The sequence below is a fragment of the Kitasatospora sp. NPDC127121 genome (genome assembly GCF_042677305.1).
Taxonomy (GTDB): domain Bacteria; phylum Actinomycetota; class Actinomycetes; order Streptomycetales; family Streptomycetaceae; genus Kitasatospora.
Window position 1 is genome coordinate 42,715 of sequence record NZ_JBHXTQ010000051.1, and the last position, 16,754, is coordinate 59,468.

The following is a 16,754-nucleotide window of genomic DNA, read 5'->3' on the forward strand; positions in this document are numbered from 1 at the left end:
GCGCCAGGCCCGGGTCGCACGGACTCTTCCTACTGAAAGTAGGACGTGCTCTGGTAGCACCACTGACGCCTGACGAGGAATCATCTCCCTCGCGACGAGAAGTACAGTACCAGCTCCGTGATCAGGCACCGAACCGGAGGCGAACCCCGCATGACGAGCGCTCAACCCGAGGCCATCCCGTACGCCGACGGGCGGCTGATGGACGTGCACCGCCCGCCCGCCGGCACCGTCGGGCCCGCGCCCGTCGTACTGCTGTGGCACGGCCGGGGCCCTGACGAGCGCGACGTGCTGCGGCCGCTCGCCCGGGAGGCCGCCGGGCTCGGCCTGCTGGTGCTCGTCCCGGACTGGCGCTCCGACCTGCCGGACGGCGGCCGCGCCGAACTGCTCGCCTCGCTCGCCCACGCCCGCCGCACCGCCGCCGCGTACGGCGGGGACCCGGACCGCCTGGTCCTGGCCGGCTGGTCACTGGGCGGCCGGGAGGCCATAGCCGTGGCCACTCACCCGGGCACCCCCGCCGAGCAGCGTCCCATCGCCGCCGTCGGCATCGCCTCCAGCTACGCCCGCCCGGCGATCACCACCGGGGACGCCCCCCTCGACCTGCTGGCCGAGCGGCCCTCTCCCGTCCCGCTCTGGCTGGTCCACGGCACGGAGGACGGGGTGCTGGACATCGAGCACACCCGGCAACTGAGCGCTGCTCTGACAAAGCAGAGGTCGGCGGTACGGGTTCTCGAACCCGCCACCGACCACGCGGGCGTCGTCATGACCGTGTACGACGCCGGCGTCGACCGCTGCCTCCCCACCACCACCGAAGCCGTGCTGCGCGCCGGCCGCCGGACCGCCGCCGTCCTCGCCGAGGCGGCCGGGCTGTCGTAGGTGGGCGGGCTGTCGTAGGTGGGCGGCGCCGCGGGCGGGCGCGGCCTACCGCCCCCCGACGAGGGAGCGCAGGCCGTGGCCGCGTTCCATGGCCTCCAGGTCGCGCTGCAGCGGCGGCCGGGGGACGGCCAGGACGGGGCAGCTCGCGTGCCGGACGCAGTAGGCGGCGACGGAGGGGCGCAGCGCGCGGGAGAGGCAGCCGCGGCTGCTGCCGGCGCCGAGGACGAGCAGGTCGTCGGGGTGGTCGGCGAAGCGGACCAGGGTGTGTCCGGTGTCGCCGCGGACGGCCTGGCAGCGCAGCCGGACTCCGGCGTAGCGGCCGGCGAAGGCCTCGTCGAGGGCTTGCCGGAGCCGGGCGACGGCGGCGTCGCGGCCTGCGGTGATGGCGGCCGGGCAGGGTGTGCGGCGGTAGCCGATCTCTTCGCCGGGTGAGGTCCAGCAGAGGAGGGCGAGGACCTCGGCGTCGGTGCGGTGGGCTTCGGCGACGGCGTGGTGGAGGGCGGCGAGGCTGCCGAGCGAGCCGCTGACGCCGACGACGATCCGGCCCGCGCGGTCGGCCCGCTCCGCTGCCTCGTCCGCGCCGGATATCTCGCTGTCCGCCATGGTTCGCCCCGCCTCTCGGTCCGTACCGCCGTGCCGTGCTGTCGTCCTCCAGCAAAGCGGGCCGGCACCGCACCTCCGGCGCCCGTTGACACGCCTCTGACGCGCGCGCGGGCGTTCCGTACGTGTCCCTGATGCTCCGGGGCCGCTACGTCGTGGAGCAGCTCGCCTACGCCCCGGGTGGTTCGGCTTCCCAGAGGTCGGCGAACATCCGGTCGAGGTGTTCCTCGCCGATCGGGGGGACGGGCAGCGGGTGGATGGCCTGGGCGCGGAAGCCGTCGAGGAGCAGTGCGAGGTAGCGGCGCCAGAGGTCGGGGCGCAGGTCGGTGGTGGCGGGCAGGGCGCGGCAGAGCGGGCCGAGCAGGAAGAGCAGGTCCATGGCGACCACGTCGCGCCGCATGGTGCCCTGGTCCTGGGCGCGGGCGATGAGGGCGCCGACGGTGGCGGCGTTCCGGCGGCTGATCTCGATCATGCCGGGGATGGTGGGGATGGCCTGGGTGACGAGGTCGTTGATGCCCCGGTCCGCGGCGACGAGTTCGAAGATGCGCTCGAAGTAGCGTTCGAGGGCGGTCCAGGCGTCCGCGGCGGCGAGGGCTTCCTCACCGGCCCCGGCCAGGCCGACGGCGGCGTCGGCGAACACCTCGCCGATCAGCGCCTCACGGGTCGGGAAGTGGCGGTAGAGGGTGGCGTTGCCGACGCCGGCCTCCTTGGCGATCTGGTCCAGCGGGACGTCGAGGCCGTGCCGGGAGAACATGCCGCGGGCGGCGGCGAGCAGCAGATCGCGGTTGCGCTGGGCGTCGCGCCGGAGCCGTCCCGGGGGGTTCGCGCTGCTCGGTGCCATGTCCCGACCCTAGCAATCCCGGGGGCGGGCGGTCGGGCGGCGGTCGGGGGGCGGTCAACTACCCTACGGAGGCGTTGATTCCGCACGGGGTCCGCGGCGGCCCGCGAGGGGCCGCGGTGAGTCGAGGGGGCGGCCATGGCCGAAGTGGTGGAGTTGCGGTACTACCCGGTGAAGGGGTGTGCCGGGGTCGAGGTGGCGCGCGCGGAGCTGACTCCGGCGGGGCTGGCCCACGACCGGGCGTTCATGGTGGTGGACGAGGACGGGGTGTTCCGTTCCCAGCGCCGGGACCGCCTCCTGGCCACGGTCCGCCCGACGGTCGGGGAGGGCGGCCGCCGGCTGATGCTCGACGCCCCGGGCGTGGAGCCGGTGACCGTCACCGTGGACACCGAGGGTCCGCGCCGGCCGGTGCAGCTGTTCGGCGCCCCGTTCTTCGGGATCGACCAGGGCGAGGAGGTGGCCGGCTGGCTGTCCGGGGTGCTGGGTGTCCGCAGCCGGCTGGTCCGGGTGCCGCCGGAGCACGACCGGGTGTCCGACGGGCTGGTACCGGGCACGTCCGGCTACGCCGACAGCTGCGCGGTGCACCTGCTGTCCCGTGCGTCGCTGGAGCGCTTCAACGCGCTGAGCGGCGGACTCCCCATGTCGGTGGACCGGTTCCGCCCGAACGTGGTGGTGGACGGCTGGGACGAACCGCACACCGAGGACCTGACCCGCCGGATCACCGTGGGCGGCGCCGAGTTGGCCTACGCCAAGCTCGCGATCCGCTGCTCGGTGACGCTGGTCGACCAGTCGACGGGCGCCAAGGCCGGTCCGGAGCCGCTGCGGACGCTGGCCGGCTACCGCCGGGCGGCGGTCGGTGGGGTCGCGTTCGGCAGCAAGTTCGCGGTGCTGCGGCCCGGCACCCTGCGGGTCGGGGACGAGCTGGTGGTGGACGCCTGGGGGCCGTCCGAGCTCTGAGGCCGGTCGCGGCGGGCCGCCGGGGCGGGGGTCGCCCCTGGCGTTCCTGCGGGCCCGGCGATCCTGCGGGCCCGGCGGCCCCGGCGGATACGTGCGCCGGGGCCGGGAGGGGCGTGGGGCGCGTGTCAGCAGCCCTGGTCGATCAGCGAGAACGTGACGTAGTGGTCACCGGTGTAGTAGTCCTCCTGGGTCGCCTGGCCGGTGATGATCCGGCGGGTGCCGCGGGTCGGGGCACCGGGCGTGATGACGGTGTACTCGTGGTAGTAGCCGTAGGACTGGCCGGGCAGGACGTGCTCCCTGTTCTGGAACACGACGCCGTCCTGGGAGTACGGGAACGGCCCGTCGGTGGCGATCAGGTTGAGGGTGTCGGTCGCCTCCGGCGGGAGGGTGGACAGACACACCGTGCCGCTCACGTCGGCGTGCGCCTCGGTGGCGACGGCGACGGGCGCGAGGGTCATCAGGGCGACGGCGGTGACGGCGGCAGCGCGGGTCTTCCACGCGCGTAGAGTGCGGGTCATGTCCACCAGTGTGACCAGCCACCGACAACTCCGGAAGCCCTGCGACAAACTATTAACCGACGGGTAACTCACGTGCCTGACCAGCGACTTGAGCCGTATCCCGACCCCGGCCCGAACCCCGCCGGCGCCGTCCACGAACCGTCCGGACACCCCATGGGTCGACCGCCGTCGAACTAGCGACCTGGCCGCTGTCGGCCTCCTCACAGCTTCCTCACGTTCGCTCCCCGCTCCAGTCGCGCCGCATAGAGTGACGGATCATGTCGGGCCGGAACGACCGCTGACGGGGTGGGCATGAACACGGGGACAACGGGCACGGACACGGGAACGGGCGCGGGAGCGCACCCGAGCCCGAGTGCGGGAACGGGCACGGGAACGGGCGCGCCGCTGACCGCGCGGCAGCTGATCGGACTGCTGGTCGACCCGGGCGCCTTCCAGGGCTGGGACGAGCCGCCGACCGACCCGCCCGCAGGCCCGCCCGCCGACCCCGGCTACCGCGCCTCGCTCGACCGGGCCCGCGCACGCACCGGTCTCGACGAGGCCGTCCTCACCGGTGCCGGCCTGGTCGGCGGGCGACCGGTGGCGCTGGTCGCCTCCGAGTTCGGCTTCCTCGGCGGCTCGATCGGCGTCGCCACCGCCGAGCGGATCACCCGCGCCGTCGAGCGCGCCACCGCCGAGCGGCTGCCGCTGCTCGCCCTGCCCGTCTCCGGCGGGACGCGCATGCAGGAGGGGTCGGCGGCCTTCCTGTGCATGTTGCGGATCACCGCCGCCGTCCAGGCGCACCGCGCGGCCGGTCTCCCCTATCTCACCTATCTACGGAACCCGACCATGGGCGGGGTCTTCGCCTCCTGGGGCACGCTCGGCCAGCTGGTGTTCGCCGAGCCGGGCGCCCGGCTCGGCTTCCTCGGCCCGCGCGTGTACGAGGAGCTGCGCGGCGTGGAACTGCCCCCGGACGTGCAGCGGGCGGAGACGCTCGCCGGGCGCGGCCTGGTGGACGCCGTCGTGCCGCCGCAGGAGCTGCGCGAGCTGGTCCGCCGCACGCTCGCCGTGCTCGCCACCACCGCGCCCGCCCCGGGCAGCGCCGACGCCGGCGGCACCGGCGCCCCCGGCCCCGACCACACCCCCGACAAGACCGCCGACGAGACCGCCGAACACCCCGACGCCTGGGATTCCGTGCGCCGCACCCGTCGCCCCGACCGCCCGGGCACCCGCGAGCTGCTGCGCCACACCGCCGAGGAACTGGTGCTGCTGGACGCCCCCGGCGGGCGGGGCGGCGCGCTGGTCCGCGCCCTCGCCGTCCTCGGGGGTCGGCCGGTGCTGGTGGTCGGCCAGCAGCGGCAGACCCCGGAGCACGAACGCCCGTTCACCGCCGCCGACCTGCGGGCCGTCCGGCACACCGCGCGGGTCGCGGAGCAGCTGGGGCTGCCACTGGTCACGGTCGTGGACACGGCCGGGGCCGAACTGTCCGCGCAGGCCGAGCTGGACGGGATCGCGGTCGAGATCGCGCACTGCCTGACCACCCTGCTGGCGCTGCGCACGCCCGTCCTGGCGGTGCTGCTCGGCCAGGGCTCTGGCGGCGGCGCGCTGGCGCTGCTCCCGGCCGACCGGGTGCTCGCCGCCGGGCACGCCTGGCTGGCGCCACTGCCGCCGGAGGGCGCGTCCGCGATCGTCCACCGGGACGGCGGGCACGCCGCCGAGCTGGCCCGCTCCCAGGGCATCGGCGCGGGCCACCTGGCGGAGGTCGGGCTGGTGGACGAGGTGGTCGAGGAGCGGCCGGACGCGGCGGACGAGCCGGAGGCGTTCTGCGCACGGCTCGGACGGGCGGTCGGTGCCGCGCTCGGCGGGCTGGCGGCGCTGCCGGAGCCGGACCGCCTCGCGGCGCGGGCACTGCGTCACCGCCGCCTCGGCGATCTCCGCTGAACGTCGGCGACCGCCGCTGAACCCCTGGTGGGGGCCGTCGATCTCCGCCGGGGCCCGACGGTCTCCCCCGGGCCCCAGCGGGTGTGGCGCCGGTCTCAACGGGGGCGAGATCGTCTGTACCCAACGTGCCGGCCGCAGACCGGCGGGTGACGGCCGCAGCGGCCCAAACGGTGAGTGCGCTCACACCGGAATGCGGTCCACGACGGGCGATAGTGGCAGCTTCCGGGCACCCGCGCCACAGCCTGCCGACGGGGTGTTCGCACAGGTCACGACCGGTCGGCGCGCCCCGCGCAGCCGGCCCTTCGAATCCACGGCGGCCGCCCCCCGTACGACCGGGGGTCGTAATAAGGGGGTCTTGGCGGCGCCCGATCCGGCATGCCAACAATGGCTCAGTCGTCAGCCGCACCGGCACCTGTCCCGCCGGTAGCGACTTACTGCCAGGTCACGCCCCACGACCGTTTCGGCCCCTGTCCGGCCGTGGTCCAAGGCGGGGCGTGACCCGGCCCAACCTGATTGAGGTCCTGTTCTAGATGCCCACTTTCAAGCTCCGTATGCGCACTTCCGCCGCGATTCTCGCCGGCGCCGCCGGTCTGACCGCCCTGGGCGCGGGTGTGCTGCCTGCCACCGCGAACGCCGCCACCCTGTCCCCGCAGGCCGTGGCCGCCCAGATCGTCCCGGCGAACCAGCTGGCCTCCTTCAGCCAGATCATCGCCCACGAGTCCAGCTGGAACGTGACCGCGACCAACGCCAGCTCGGGCGCGTACGGCCTGGCCCAGGCGCTGCCGGGCTCCAAGATGGCGACGCACGGCTCCGACTGGAAGACCAACGCGACCACCCAGATCAAGTGGGCGCTGGACTACATGAACACCCGCTACGGCAGCCCGAACGCCGCCTGGAACTTCTGGCAGGCCAACCACTGGTACTAAGCCGACCACCTCGGCTCACCGGACTCCACCCGCATCCTGACCACTCCCCCCTCACCCCGGGGGTCGGACAGGGATCACCGGGGTGACCCCAGAGGGCCCGGGCCCGCGCGATCCGCGTGGCCCGGGCCCTCTCGTGGTTCGCGCACACCTCTCGCAGGTCGCGCGGCGCCTCCCGCCGTTCGCCCAGCCCACTCCCCGGCTCGCCCGACCCGCCCCGCCGTCCGCCCAGCCTGCTCCTGGTTCGCCCAGCCCGGGCCACGCCCCGCCGCTCAGAGCTCGCCGGTGAGCCCGAGCAGTTCCCGCATCCGCGCGTACTTGGCGGCCAACCGCTCGGCGGTGGCGACGTCCAGCGCGGCCAGCCGGGCCGGGTCCGAGTTGTGGGCGAGGTCGGCCCGCTTGACCAGCAGCGCGCCCGGCGTGGCCAGGACCCGCGCGGTGTACGCCTCGACCGGCTCGTCGGGGCGGCGGGTGAGCGCGTCCACGATCGTCTTGGTGGCCCCGGGCAGCGCGGCCCCCGCCAGCCACTCCCGGCTCAGCCGGTCGTCCTCGACGGTGTCGTGCAGCCAGCCCGCCGCGATCTGGGCGTCGCTGCCACCGCGCGCGGCCGTCCCGTGCGCGACCGCCGCGATGTGCTCGCCGTACGGGTGGCCGTTCTTGTCGACCTGCCCCTCGTGCGCACGGCGGGCGATCGCCTCCACCTCGGCCAGGCTCAGGTACTCGGGTTCCGTCGGCGCGTTCTCGGGCTCCATCGGCTCATCGTAGGCCCGTGGTCTGCCCGTTCACGCTCACTGGTTTACTGCCCCGGGGCGGGAGACCCCCGGCCCACCCGGCAGACCGTCCGAGCGATCCGAGGAACCATGCCATCCCTGCACCCCCTGCTGTCCGGATTCGCCCCGATCTGGGCGCTGACCGGGATCGGCTACCTGGTCGGCCGGACCGGGCTGCTCGGGCCGCACGCGGAGCCGGTGCTCAACCGGTTCGTCTTCCACGTGGCGATGCCGGCCTCGCTGTTCCTGATGATCGTCCGCACCCCGCTGGACCACTTCGCCAACCCCTCGATGCTCGCCTTCACCGCCGGCACCGTCGTCTCGATCGGCCTCGGGCTGCTCGCCGGGCGCCTGCTGTTCCGGCGCAAGACCGGCGAGTTGGCGATCGGCGCGATGGCCTGCGGGTACGTCAACTCGGCCAACCTCGGCATCCCGGTGGCGATGCAGCTCCTCGGCGACGCCTCCTTCGTCGCGCCGGTGGTGCTGTTCCAGATCCTGGTCGTCACGCCCGCGGTGCTGGCCGTCCTCGACGGCGGCGCGGCCGGCCGCCGGGCCCTGCTCACCCTGCCGCTGCGCAACCCCATCCTGTTGGCCACCGCGCTCGGCGCCGCCGCCTCCGCCGGCGGGCTGCACCTGCCCGCCGAGCTGAACCGTTCCTGCGAGCTGCTCGGCGGCGCCGGCGTGCCGACCGCCCTGGTCGCCCTCGGCATGTCGCTGCACAACCGCCCGCCGGCCACCGGCCGTTCGCGCCACGCCGAGGTCGGGCTGACCGTCGCGGTCAAGACCCTGATACAGCCGCTGGTCGCCTTCGCGGTGGCCGGCCCGCTGCTCCACCTCCCTGCGCACCAACTCCTCACCGTGGTGCTCTTCTCCGCCCTGCCCACCGCGCAGAACGTCTACGTCTACGCCCGCGAGTACGGGCAGGGCACCGGGCTCGCCCGGGACTCGGTGCTCTGGTCGACCCTGGCGTCGATGGCGACCCTGTCGGTGATCAGCTGGTCCCTCGCCGCGTAGCCGGAGCCTTCCGGAGAGGTGACGGCCACCCGTACACGGCACGACAGTTGTCACCCGCGAGCCGTACAAAAGCGGGGAACCGGGGCCCTCGCCGGGCTCCCGGTGGAATGCTGGCGGCCATGAGCCAACCGGACCTTCGTTCCGCAGAGTTCCACCACTGTCCGTCCGTCGTCACGCTGCCGCAGACGGACGTGGACCACTACAACACCGTTCCGCGCGGCGCCTTCCTGATCGATCCGCGCCTGCGCTGCGACCTCGCCGGCGGGCACGGCGGCACCCATTCCGCGCTGGTCCAGGGCGTCGGCTTCGACCTGCACTGGGCGTCCTGGCCCGAGTACCTGGTCGAGGTCGGGCCGCGCTGCCCGGCCGTCGGCCCGCACGAGGGGCCGGAGCCGCCGCGCGACCCCAACATCTGCCTGCTGCGCGAGGACCACCCCGGGCCGCACTACGGCGAGACCTGGTTCTGACGCCCCGCCGGTCACTCCACCAGACCGGTGGTGCCCGCCGAGTCCAACCGCAACGCCTTCCCGAGCCGGCCCGGGGGCACCGCCCGGCCGGCCCGGGAGGCGCCCAACAGACGGATCAGCGCCCGCAGATCGGTCGGGTGCCTCCTTACACCCCCGCGGAGGCCCATCATGTCCGCCCGCACCACGCCCTCCCCCACCCGCACCGCCGCCTTCCTCACCGCCTACGACGCGCTGCTGGCCCGCTGGCCCGTCCCGGTCGAGCACCTCACCGTCCGAACAGCCCACGGCACCACCCGGATCAACGCCTGCGGCCCTCCCGACGGCCGCCCCCTCGTCCTGCTGCACGGCGGCGGCGCCACCTCCACCATGTGGTTCGCCAACGTCGCCGCGTGGACGGCCGCCGGGCACCGCGTCCTCGCCCCCGACCTCATCGGCGACCCGGGCCGCAGCGTCCACGACGGCGCCCCACTCGCGGGCGTCCCCGGGCTGCTCGGCTGGCTGGACACCGTCCTCGACCGACTCGACCTCCCCCGGGCCGACTTCTGCGGCCACTCCTACGGCGGCTGGATCGCCCTGGAGTACGCCCTGCACGCGCCCGCCCGGGTCGGCCGGCTCGCCCTCCTCGATCCCACCCAGTGCTTCGCCGGCTTCCGCCCCGACTACCTGCTGCACGCCCTGCCGCTCTTCCTCCCCCGCCGCACCGCCACCCGGGCCCGCTCCTACCTCGACTGGGAGACCGGCGACGGCCCTCGCCCGGACCCCGGCTGGCGCGAGGTCTACGCCCTCGGATACGCCGACTTCCCCGCCACCCGCGTCATCACCGGCCCCCGCCCCGGCCTCGACCGGCTGCGCTCCCTCACCGCCCCGACCCTCGCCCTGTTCGCCGAACACAGCCGCACCCACCACGCCCCCCGGGTCGCCGAGGCCGCCCGCCGCGCCCTGCCCGAGGCGACGGTCGCCGTCCTGCCGGGCCTCTCGCACCACCACCTGCCCATGGCGGGCGCGGCGGAGGTCAACGCCCGGCTGACCGGATTCCTCGCCGCCTCCCGCGGCTGACGGCGGGACCGTTCGGACGGCACGGACGCCACGCCCGCGCCGAACCGGCCCGGCCGCTGCGCGCAAGCCGCCGGCGACGGATTGGCCCGAACTCACCAGTGTCGCCAAATCCCTTGTACCGCACTCGACTTGACGCTGGCAGACTGGCGTCGCCACGTCGGCCCACCACTCCCTGGAGCAGCCATGCCCACGTTCGTCCGACGCCTCGCCCCCGCAGCGGTGCTCGCGCTCACCGCGCTGGCCGCCACCCCGGGCAGCGCGTTCGCCGTGGACCGCGACGGGCCGGCCGTCGCCGCCTCGGCGGGCGAACACCCGGGGCTGACCTGGACCGCCCTGGATCAGCGCGCCGGTGTGGTGCACGTCGGCACCGACGGCGCCAGCAACCCCTACCTCGGGGACACCTCCGCCGACACCGAACTGCCGGTGCTCTGCCTCCACCAGGACGGCCGCCCGGCCCCCACCGGGATCCCCACCGCCGGCTTCCACAGCTGGGCGGGCGGGGAGGTCGCCGCGACGGCCCCGACGGCCGGGTCCGACCTGACCAGCCGGGACGACGCCGACGGGCTCTGCGAGGACTCCTTCGGCGCCGACTGGCGAATGGCCGAGTTCCACGACGGGCAGGGCTGGTCGCTCTGGGCGGCCGGCACCCTCCCGGCGGGCACCCGGTTCTGGACGGCGATCAACGACCAGCCGGCCAACCCCTGGTCCTGACGTCCGCGTGGCCCCGAGCCGCCCCGCGCAAGCGCGGCGGCGGCGGGGATCAGTAGATCAGGTACCCCGGGCGGTGTCCTTCGTCGTCGATCTCCCCGGTGGCCTGCGCCCGCAGCTTGCGGGACAGCTCCTCCAGGGCGCGGGAGGCCGCGACCTCCTCACCGATCCTGGCGAGCGGGCGGTCGTCCGTGCTCTTCATCGACTCCCCGTGGGCGCGCAGGCCCGGCGCCCGCGCACCGGTCAACCTGGCCTCGCACGCCGTGTGCACTCCGTCTTCCTCGAAGCTCAGCTCCACGTCCCACTGGTTGTGCATGCCACACCTCCTGGCAGCGGCCCCCTCGCGCCTGTCCGGACCGGCACGGACGGTGAGCCGTGGCGGCCGCTCACACCAGCGTGCGCCCGTCCGACCCATGGCGGCAAGCGGGCCCGGCCCGGGGCTGCGGGCCCGGCCCCCGGAACCAGCTCCCCCGCCCCGGAGCTCCCGGCCCCGCCTGCTCCCTGCCTGCTCCCCGCCTGCTCCTCGCCGCCGACCGGGCCCCGCCGCCGACCCGGCGGTACGCTGACGAAAGCGCGCCGCGACCGCCGACCGAACCCGGACCCGCCGGCGCGGCGCGGGCAGTGACAACCGGGTGGTCCCTCCGTGGCGGTCTTCCTCCTCGCCCTCGGCGCCGCCTGCTGCCTGGGCCTCGGCTTCGTCCTCCAGCAGCACGCGGCGCAGCGGGCGCCCCGTGCCGACCTGCTGCACTGGCGGCTGCTCCTGGACCTGATGCGGATGCCCGAGTGGCTGCTCGGCACCGGGTTCATGGTGTGCGGACTGATCCTGTCCGCGCTCGCCCTCAACCAGGGCGAAGTCTCGCTCGTCGAACCGCTGCTCGCGACCAACCTGCTGTTCGCCATGGCGCTCTCCCGGGTGCTGACCCGCCAGACCCTCGGCCGCTCGGGCTGGGTCGGGGTGCTGCTGCTCGGCCTCGGGGTGACGGCGTTCATCGTGGCCGGCCGGCCCACCGGCGGCGGTGCGCCCGCCGGGGAACTGCGGCACTGGCTGGTGGTCGGCACGGTGGTCGGGCTGACCCTGCTGCTGGTCTCGCTGGCCCGGCGGCTGCCGCTGTTCGAGGAGGCCACCCTGCTGGCCCTCGCCGCCGGCCTGCTCTACGGCCTCCAGGACGCGCTGACCCGCACCACCACCCAGCGCCTCGACCACAGCGGACTGGACGCGGTGCTGCGCAGCTGGCAGCCGTACGCGGTGGTGGCGGCGGGCGTGGTCGGGCTGCTGCTGGTGCAGAGCGCCTTCGAGGCCGCGCCGCTGCGGATGTCCCTGCCGGCACTGACCGCCGCCCAACCGCTGTCCGGGATCGCCTGCGCGGTCGGCTTCCTCGGCGACCGGCTGCGGGTGACGCCGGGTGCGCTGGCCTGGCAGTCCGCCGGACTGCTGGCCATCGTGGTCGGGGTGATCGTGATCGGCCGCCACCCGGCGATGCCGGGCAGCGTCCGCGAAACCCTGGAGGGCGTCGGGGCACCACCGGAGGACGAGCGGCCCGCGGAAGGCCCCAGGAGCCGCCCTGGAAACAGTCCGGCCGAGAACCCGAACGACCCGGGGCACAGCTCCGGGGCCGGAGCGTAATTCGCTTGACCGGGCCACGGGTCAACGCTGCACTGTGGCGAGGCACACGAGCCGTGGTGCCGTCGTCATCCAGGGGAGGAAGCGGCAGCAATGGAGATCCGTCCGACAACCGATCAGGACCTCGACGTCTACGTCGACACGCTCCATGCCGCGTTCGGGCTCTTCCCGGAAACCCCGACCGACGGCGGCGGGCTCTGGTGGTCGGCGACCGAGATGGACCGCAACCTGCTCGCCGTGACGGCGGACGGGCGGCCCGTCGGCACCGCCGGCGCGTACACCTTCGAGCTCACCCTGCCCGGTGAGGCCATCGTCCCCACCAGCGGGGTGACCGGCGTCGGCGTCCTGCCCTCGCACCGGCGCCAGGGCGTGCTCACCGCGATGATGCGGCGCCAGCTCGCCGGGTTTCGGGCCCGTGGGGAGTTCCTCTCCGTACTGCTGGCCTCCGAGGCCGTGATCTACCGCAGGTTCGGCTACGGACCGGCGACCTACACGCAGCGGCTGACGGTGCCGCGCCACCGGGCCGCCTTCGCCCTCCCCCGGGCACGCGGAACAGCCGACACCCCGGCCGACACCCCGGAGGCCGGCCCGGACACCGGCTCGATCGAGCTGCTGCGGCGTGCCGAGTGCGGCGAGATCCTGGAAGCGGTCTACGACCGGTACCGCCGCACGCAGCCCGGCGCGCTGTCCCGGCCGCACCGCTGGTGGGCCTTGGGCGCGGGGCGGCCCCCGGTCTCCTCGGCGTCGCGCTACGTCGCCGTCCACCGGGATGCCGGCGGTGTCCCGGACGGCTACGCCTGCTACTCGCTCGCCGACGGCACCTTGACGGTCGACGAGACCATCGCCACCGACGACGCCGTCGCCACGGCCCTGGCCCGGTTCGCGCTTGAACACGACCTGGTCTCCCAGGTCGTGTTCAAGCACGTTCCGTCCGACCACCCGCTGCGCTGGCAGCTTGTGGACTTCAACGCCGGCGAGAGGAGCAGCAGCACCGACTGGCTCTGGGTGCGGCTGCTGGACGTCCCGCGTGCGCTGACCTCGCGCGGCTGGTTCGTGGACGGCGAGCTCGTCCTCGACGTCGACGACCCGTTCCTCGGCGAGCACGGCCGCTATCTGCTGACCGTCCGGGACGGGAAGGCCGAGTGCGTCCCGACGGACCGGGAGCCCGACATGTCCCTGGACGTGAGCGACCTGGGCTCGGTCTACCTCGGCGGCACCACCCCGAGCACGCTCGTGCGGGCCGGGCACATCCGGGCCCACCGCCCGGGCGCGGCCGCCCTCGCCGACGCCCTCTTCAGCGCCGAGCGCGCCCCGCACTGCCTGCACTGGTTCTGACCGGCTGGTTCCGACCGCACGCTCGCCTCGCCGCCCCTGCACGACAGGCCTACGGGCGTGCCGGGATCGACGCGGGCGCAAGCTCGGGCTCGGGCTCTGTCCCGGGCTCGGGCTCTGTCCCCGGCTCAGACTCGGGCTCGGGCTTCGCCCCGTCGACGGTGCCCGTCCGGCCGCGCCGGCGGTCCATCTCGCGCCACTCCGGCCGCAACCCGGCCAGGTTGGTGGAGGCGAAGTAGAGGGCGCCGCCCGCGACCAGGGTGGGTATCAGCCCGATGAGGCTGACCGCTGCGCCGGCCAGCAGGCCGCCGAGCGGGATACCGGCCCAGGCGAGGGAGTCGCCGAGGGCGTGGACGCGGCCGAGCAGGTGGCGGGGCACCCGCTCGAAGAGCACCGCGCCAAGGATCGGGTTGAGGAAACCGCCACCGAAGCCGCCGACCGCGAAGACCGTGAGCACCACCCACAGCGGCGCGCCGCACGCGAGCACCAGGAAGCGCGGGGCCCCGACGAGCAGGAAGCCGGCGAAGAACACCGTCCGGCGGGGCAGCCGGTGGGCGACGGCCGCCGCGATCAGACTGCCGACGACCGCCGTGATCCCCCCGGCGGTGCCGGTCAGGCCGATGGCGGCCGGGCCGTTCCCCGACTCCCGCGCCCAGACCGGGAGGAGGACCGTGAGGAACCCCGCGTCGAGCAGGTTGGTGATGCCGACCAGCACCGTCACGGTGAGCAGCAGCGGATCGGAGCGCAGGAAGGTGAAGCCCTCGCGGAACATCCGCCAGTAACCCGCCGATTCGGCCTCAGTTCCGGCCTCAGTTCCGGCCCCAGTTCCGGCCCCGGCTCCGGTCCCGATCCCGGCCTCGGCTTCTGCGGCCTGCGCGGCAGCGGGTGCCGGGGCCGCCGCGCGCCCCATCCCGCGCGGCAGGGCGAAGGCGATGACGAGGGACCCCAGGGCGAAGGTGGCGGCGTTGAGCGCCAGCCCGGCCAGCGGGCCCATCAGCGCGACCAGCCCACCACCGACCGCCGGGCCGACCGTGGAAGCCAGCCGTTCGGTGACGCCGGAGAGACCGGTGGCGCGCTCCATCGGCACCCGGGCGCGGTCGGCGGCCTCCGGGACCATGACCGACTTGGCCAGATCCCCCGGGCCGCGCATCGCGCCGATCACCGCGACCATCGCCAGCAGCACCCCGAACGGCAGCAGCCCCAGGGCGTGCAGCAGCGGGACCAGCCCGGCCGCGACGGCGCTCACCAAGTCCGTCGTCCAGGACACCACCCGCGGCCCGAGCCGATCGACCAGTGGCCCGGTCAGCGCCTTGACCAGCACGTACGGCGCCATCTCGGCGAAGGCGACCAGGCCCGTCATGGTGGCGCTGCCGGTGGTGGCCAGGACGAACCAGGGCAGGGCGATGGCCGAGACACGCGTCCCGGTGATGGAGACGGCCATGGCGGAGAGCACCCCGACCAGCGGCCGGAGGCTGCGCGCGGGCGCGTCGACGACGGTGGTCATCGGGACCCCGCCTCACCGGTGTCGGTGTCGGTGCTGGCATCGCTGTCGGCATCGGTGTCGGCATCGGTACCAGCGCCGGTGCCGACGCTCGCGTCGGGCAGCACGTGGACGACCACGGCGACCCGCTCGGTGCCCTCCGGGGCCGGCCCCTCCGTATCCAGCGCGCGGTAACGCCGCACCACCGCGGACAGATCAGCGGCCAGTTGCCCGGCCTCCTCGGGGGTGAGCTGCAACAGCACGTCGCTGAGGCCGACCGCCTTGCGCCACTCCCGCGGCATCGTCTCGAAGGCGTCGACCGACCGCTGGGCCGCCAGGGCGTGGGCGGTGAGGACGGACCGCAGGAAGCCGACGGCCGTGTCGAGCTCCTCGTCGGCCATGTCGTCACTCGTCCAGACGGTGAACTTGTGGGCCGAACGCCACCACCGCTCCCGGGCGTTTCCGCGCTCGGGATCCTCCTCGACGAAGCCCGCGGCGGCGAGCTGGCGGAGGTGGTAGCTGGTCGCCCCGGAGTTGAGCCCCAGCTGCTCGGCGAGCCTGGTCGCCGTGGAGGGACCGTGCTTGCGCAGCAGCCCGACCAGCTGCATGCGCACGGGGTGGGCCATCGCCCGCATGCCCTTGGCCGTGAGGACGATGTGCGGGTCATCGCTGTGCATCCAGCCGCGTTCATCGGTCATGGCAGGAGCGTAGAACCGCAAAGACATCTTTGCAAAGGGTTTTTTGCGAAGAAGTCTTTGCGGTGAAGGATGGAGCCCCGAAGAGCTGCCCGCCGGCCGTCCGTCAGTCGTGCGCGACCACCAGCAGCAGCACCACCGTCAATCCGCCGCCCGGTGTGGCCTCCACCGCCAGTCGCCCGCCCGCCGCCAGCACCAGGCTGTGCACGGCGGGCCCGACCGGCCCGTCGGCGCGGGCGCCCGCGAGCAGCCACTCCCGCGCCCCGGGCAGCTCGGACGACCCCCGGTCGGCCACCCGGATCTCCACCCGCCCGCGCGGTCGCGCCGCCCCGCTCAACCCGGCCGCCCGCAGGGCCGTCGCGGCCGGGCCCGGCCCGCCCGCCACCTCGGCGCGGACCAGCACCCGCCCGCCGGGCGGGTTGCGCCGGATCGCGTGGTCGACCAGGCCGGCGAGCGCGTCCTCCAGCCGCCGGGCGTCCCCGACCACCACCGGCAGCCCCGGCGCCAGCCGGGCCGTCACCGCCGCCGCCCGGCCGCCGCCGCGCACCACCCTGCGGACCACCTCGGTCACCTGGACGTGCCGCGCCTGCGGCTCGCAGCCGGCCTGCCGGTCGGTCCACTCGACGCGCTCAAGTTCCGGCCGGGACAGCGCCCGGGGCCCGGCCATCTCGCCCGGTCTGAACGGTCCGGCCTCCTCGCCCGCCACCGCGCCGCCGGGCCCTCCCGTACGGCCGGGGCCACCCGGCCCGCCGAGGGCGCCGAGCGCCCTGGCCCCCGATGCGACATAGCCCCAGAGCTTCCCGCTTGCCATCGCCCTGCCCCTCGTGCATCGCCGGCGGCCGTCATCAGTGCCGCGGCCGACCGGCGCGGGCCGCTTCCCAGGCCCTGCTGTCAGCCTGCACCTCACTCGTTCGGGTGACAATCCGGCTCCGGGACGCGAACCGGGCACCACCCCCGCCGGTCGGCCGATGCCACACCCGCCGAC

17 protein-coding genes and 1 tRNA gene are annotated in these 16,754 nt (G+C 74.9%); 10 read left to right on the top strand and 8 right to left on the bottom strand.

What is annotated here, in order from left to right; translation table 11 throughout:
- Positions 1-670 precede the first annotated feature (670 nt).
- Positions 671-746: transfer RNA gene (locus ACFVHI_RS23995), tRNA-Val, on the top strand.
- Positions 747-918: 172 nt separating this feature from the next.
- Here the strand turns inward: ACFVHI_RS23995 and ACFVHI_RS24000 are convergent.
- Both ACFVHI_RS24000 and ACFVHI_RS24005 read right to left on the bottom strand, forming a co-directional pair.
- Positions 919-1,476: a universal stress protein gene (locus tag ACFVHI_RS24000; RefSeq protein WP_063350253.1), complete on the bottom strand. Its 558-nt coding sequence runs from the start codon at positions 1,474-1,476 to the stop codon at positions 919-921.
- Between the two features lie 166 nt (positions 1,477-1,642).
- Positions 1,643-2,314: a TetR/AcrR family transcriptional regulator gene (locus ACFVHI_RS24005; RefSeq protein WP_063350252.1), complete on the bottom strand. Its 672-nt coding sequence runs from the start codon at positions 2,312-2,314 to the stop codon at positions 1,643-1,645.
- Positions 2,315-2,449: 135 nt separating this feature from the next.
- Here ACFVHI_RS24005 and ACFVHI_RS24010 point away from each other — a divergent pair, with 135 nt between their 5' ends.
- A complete protein-coding gene (locus ACFVHI_RS24010; RefSeq protein WP_380342514.1) occupies positions 2,450-3,268 on the top strand; it encodes an MOSC domain-containing protein in 819 nt (272 codons plus the stop codon).
- A gap of 125 nt (positions 3,269-3,393) precedes the next feature.
- Here the strand turns inward: ACFVHI_RS24010 and ACFVHI_RS24015 are convergent, their stop codons facing one another.
- Positions 3,394-3,786 (bottom strand): ribonuclease, encoded by a 393-nt coding sequence (locus ACFVHI_RS24015; RefSeq protein WP_063350250.1) that lies wholly within the window; start codon positions 3,784-3,786, stop codon positions 3,394-3,396.
- Positions 3,787-4,077: 291 nt separating this feature from the next.
- Here ACFVHI_RS24015 and ACFVHI_RS24020 point away from each other — a divergent pair, with 291 nt between their 5' ends.
- Both ACFVHI_RS24020 and ACFVHI_RS24025 read left to right on the top strand, forming a co-directional pair.
- Positions 4,078-5,703: a carboxyl transferase domain-containing protein gene (locus tag ACFVHI_RS24020; RefSeq protein WP_380342518.1), complete on the top strand. Its 1,626-nt coding sequence runs from the start codon at positions 4,078-4,080 to the stop codon at positions 5,701-5,703.
- A gap of 551 nt (positions 5,704-6,254) precedes the next feature.
- Positions 6,255-6,629 carry a transglycosylase SLT domain-containing protein gene (locus ACFVHI_RS24025; RefSeq protein ID WP_244293519.1) on the top strand — a complete coding sequence of 125 codons (375 nt, stop codon included), beginning with the start codon at positions 6,255-6,257 and terminating at the stop codon, positions 6,627-6,629.
- A 269-nt stretch (positions 6,630-6,898) separates the two neighbouring features.
- Here the strand turns inward: ACFVHI_RS24025 and ACFVHI_RS24030 are convergent, their stop codons facing one another.
- Positions 6,899-7,378, bottom strand: a complete 480-nt coding sequence (locus ACFVHI_RS24030) for an HD domain-containing protein (protein ID WP_380342521.1) — start codon at positions 7,376-7,378, stop codon at positions 6,899-6,901.
- A gap of 108 nt (positions 7,379-7,486) precedes the next feature.
- Between ACFVHI_RS24030 and ACFVHI_RS24035 the strand changes: the two genes are divergently transcribed.
- The 4 genes from ACFVHI_RS24035 to ACFVHI_RS24050 all read left to right on the top strand — a co-directional run bounded on the left by ACFVHI_RS24035 (position 7,487) and on the right by ACFVHI_RS24050 (position 10,644).
- On the top strand, positions 7,487-8,410 hold the full coding sequence (locus ACFVHI_RS24035) for an AEC family transporter (RefSeq protein ID WP_363371012.1): 924 nt from the start codon (positions 7,487-7,489) through the stop codon (positions 8,408-8,410).
- A 119-nt stretch (positions 8,411-8,529) separates the two neighbouring features.
- On the top strand, positions 8,530-8,877 hold the full coding sequence (locus ACFVHI_RS24040; RefSeq protein ID WP_159398553.1) for a hypothetical protein: 348 nt from the start codon (positions 8,530-8,532) through the stop codon (positions 8,875-8,877).
- Positions 8,878-9,045: 168 nt separating this feature from the next.
- A complete protein-coding gene (locus ACFVHI_RS24045) occupies positions 9,046-9,933 on the top strand; it encodes an alpha/beta fold hydrolase (protein WP_380342525.1) in 888 nt (295 codons plus the stop codon).
- A gap of 183 nt (positions 9,934-10,116) precedes the next feature.
- The gene (locus ACFVHI_RS24050) at positions 10,117-10,644 is read left to right on the top strand and encodes a hypothetical protein (RefSeq protein WP_380342528.1); all 528 of its coding nucleotides are present in this window, start codon (positions 10,117-10,119) and stop codon (positions 10,642-10,644) included.
- Between the two features lie 49 nt (positions 10,645-10,693).
- Here ACFVHI_RS24050 and ACFVHI_RS24055 read toward each other — a convergent pair whose 3' ends face one another.
- The gene (locus ACFVHI_RS24055) at positions 10,694-10,957 is read right to left on the bottom strand and encodes a dsRBD fold-containing protein (protein WP_063350242.1); all 264 of its coding nucleotides are present in this window, start codon (positions 10,955-10,957) and stop codon (positions 10,694-10,696) included.
- A gap of 327 nt (positions 10,958-11,284) precedes the next feature.
- On the opposite strand from ACFVHI_RS24055, the gene ACFVHI_RS24060 reads away from it, so the two are divergent.
- Together ACFVHI_RS24060 and ACFVHI_RS24065 are read left to right on the top strand one after the other, a co-directional pair.
- Positions 11,285-12,265, top strand: coding sequence for a DMT family transporter (locus ACFVHI_RS24060; RefSeq protein WP_167745876.1), 981 nt, complete (start codon positions 11,285-11,287; stop codon positions 12,263-12,265).
- A gap of 90 nt (positions 12,266-12,355) precedes the next feature.
- Positions 12,356-13,597 carry a GNAT family N-acetyltransferase gene (locus tag ACFVHI_RS24065; RefSeq protein WP_380342531.1) on the top strand — a complete coding sequence of 414 codons (1,242 nt, stop codon included), beginning with the start codon at positions 12,356-12,358 and terminating at the stop codon, positions 13,595-13,597.
- A 49-nt stretch (positions 13,598-13,646) separates the two neighbouring features.
- Here the strand turns inward: ACFVHI_RS24065 and ACFVHI_RS24070 are convergent, their stop codons facing one another.
- The 3 genes from ACFVHI_RS24070 to ACFVHI_RS24080 form a co-directional block, all read right to left on the bottom strand.
- Complete coding sequence (locus tag ACFVHI_RS24070; protein ID WP_380342534.1) at positions 13,647-15,098, bottom strand: MFS transporter; 1,452 nt, start codon at positions 15,096-15,098, stop codon at positions 13,647-13,649.
- Positions 15,095-15,772 carry an ArsR/SmtB family transcription factor gene (locus tag ACFVHI_RS24075; protein WP_380342536.1) on the bottom strand — a complete coding sequence of 226 codons (678 nt, stop codon included), beginning with the start codon at positions 15,770-15,772 and terminating at the stop codon, positions 15,095-15,097. Before ACFVHI_RS24075 ends, ACFVHI_RS24070 begins: the two co-directional genes overlap by 4 nt.
- A 103-nt stretch (positions 15,773-15,875) precedes the next feature.
- Positions 15,876-16,580 (bottom strand): ATP-binding protein, encoded by a 705-nt coding sequence (locus ACFVHI_RS24080; protein WP_159398552.1) that lies wholly within the window; start codon positions 16,578-16,580, stop codon positions 15,876-15,878.
- Positions 16,581-16,754 lie beyond the last annotated feature (174 nt).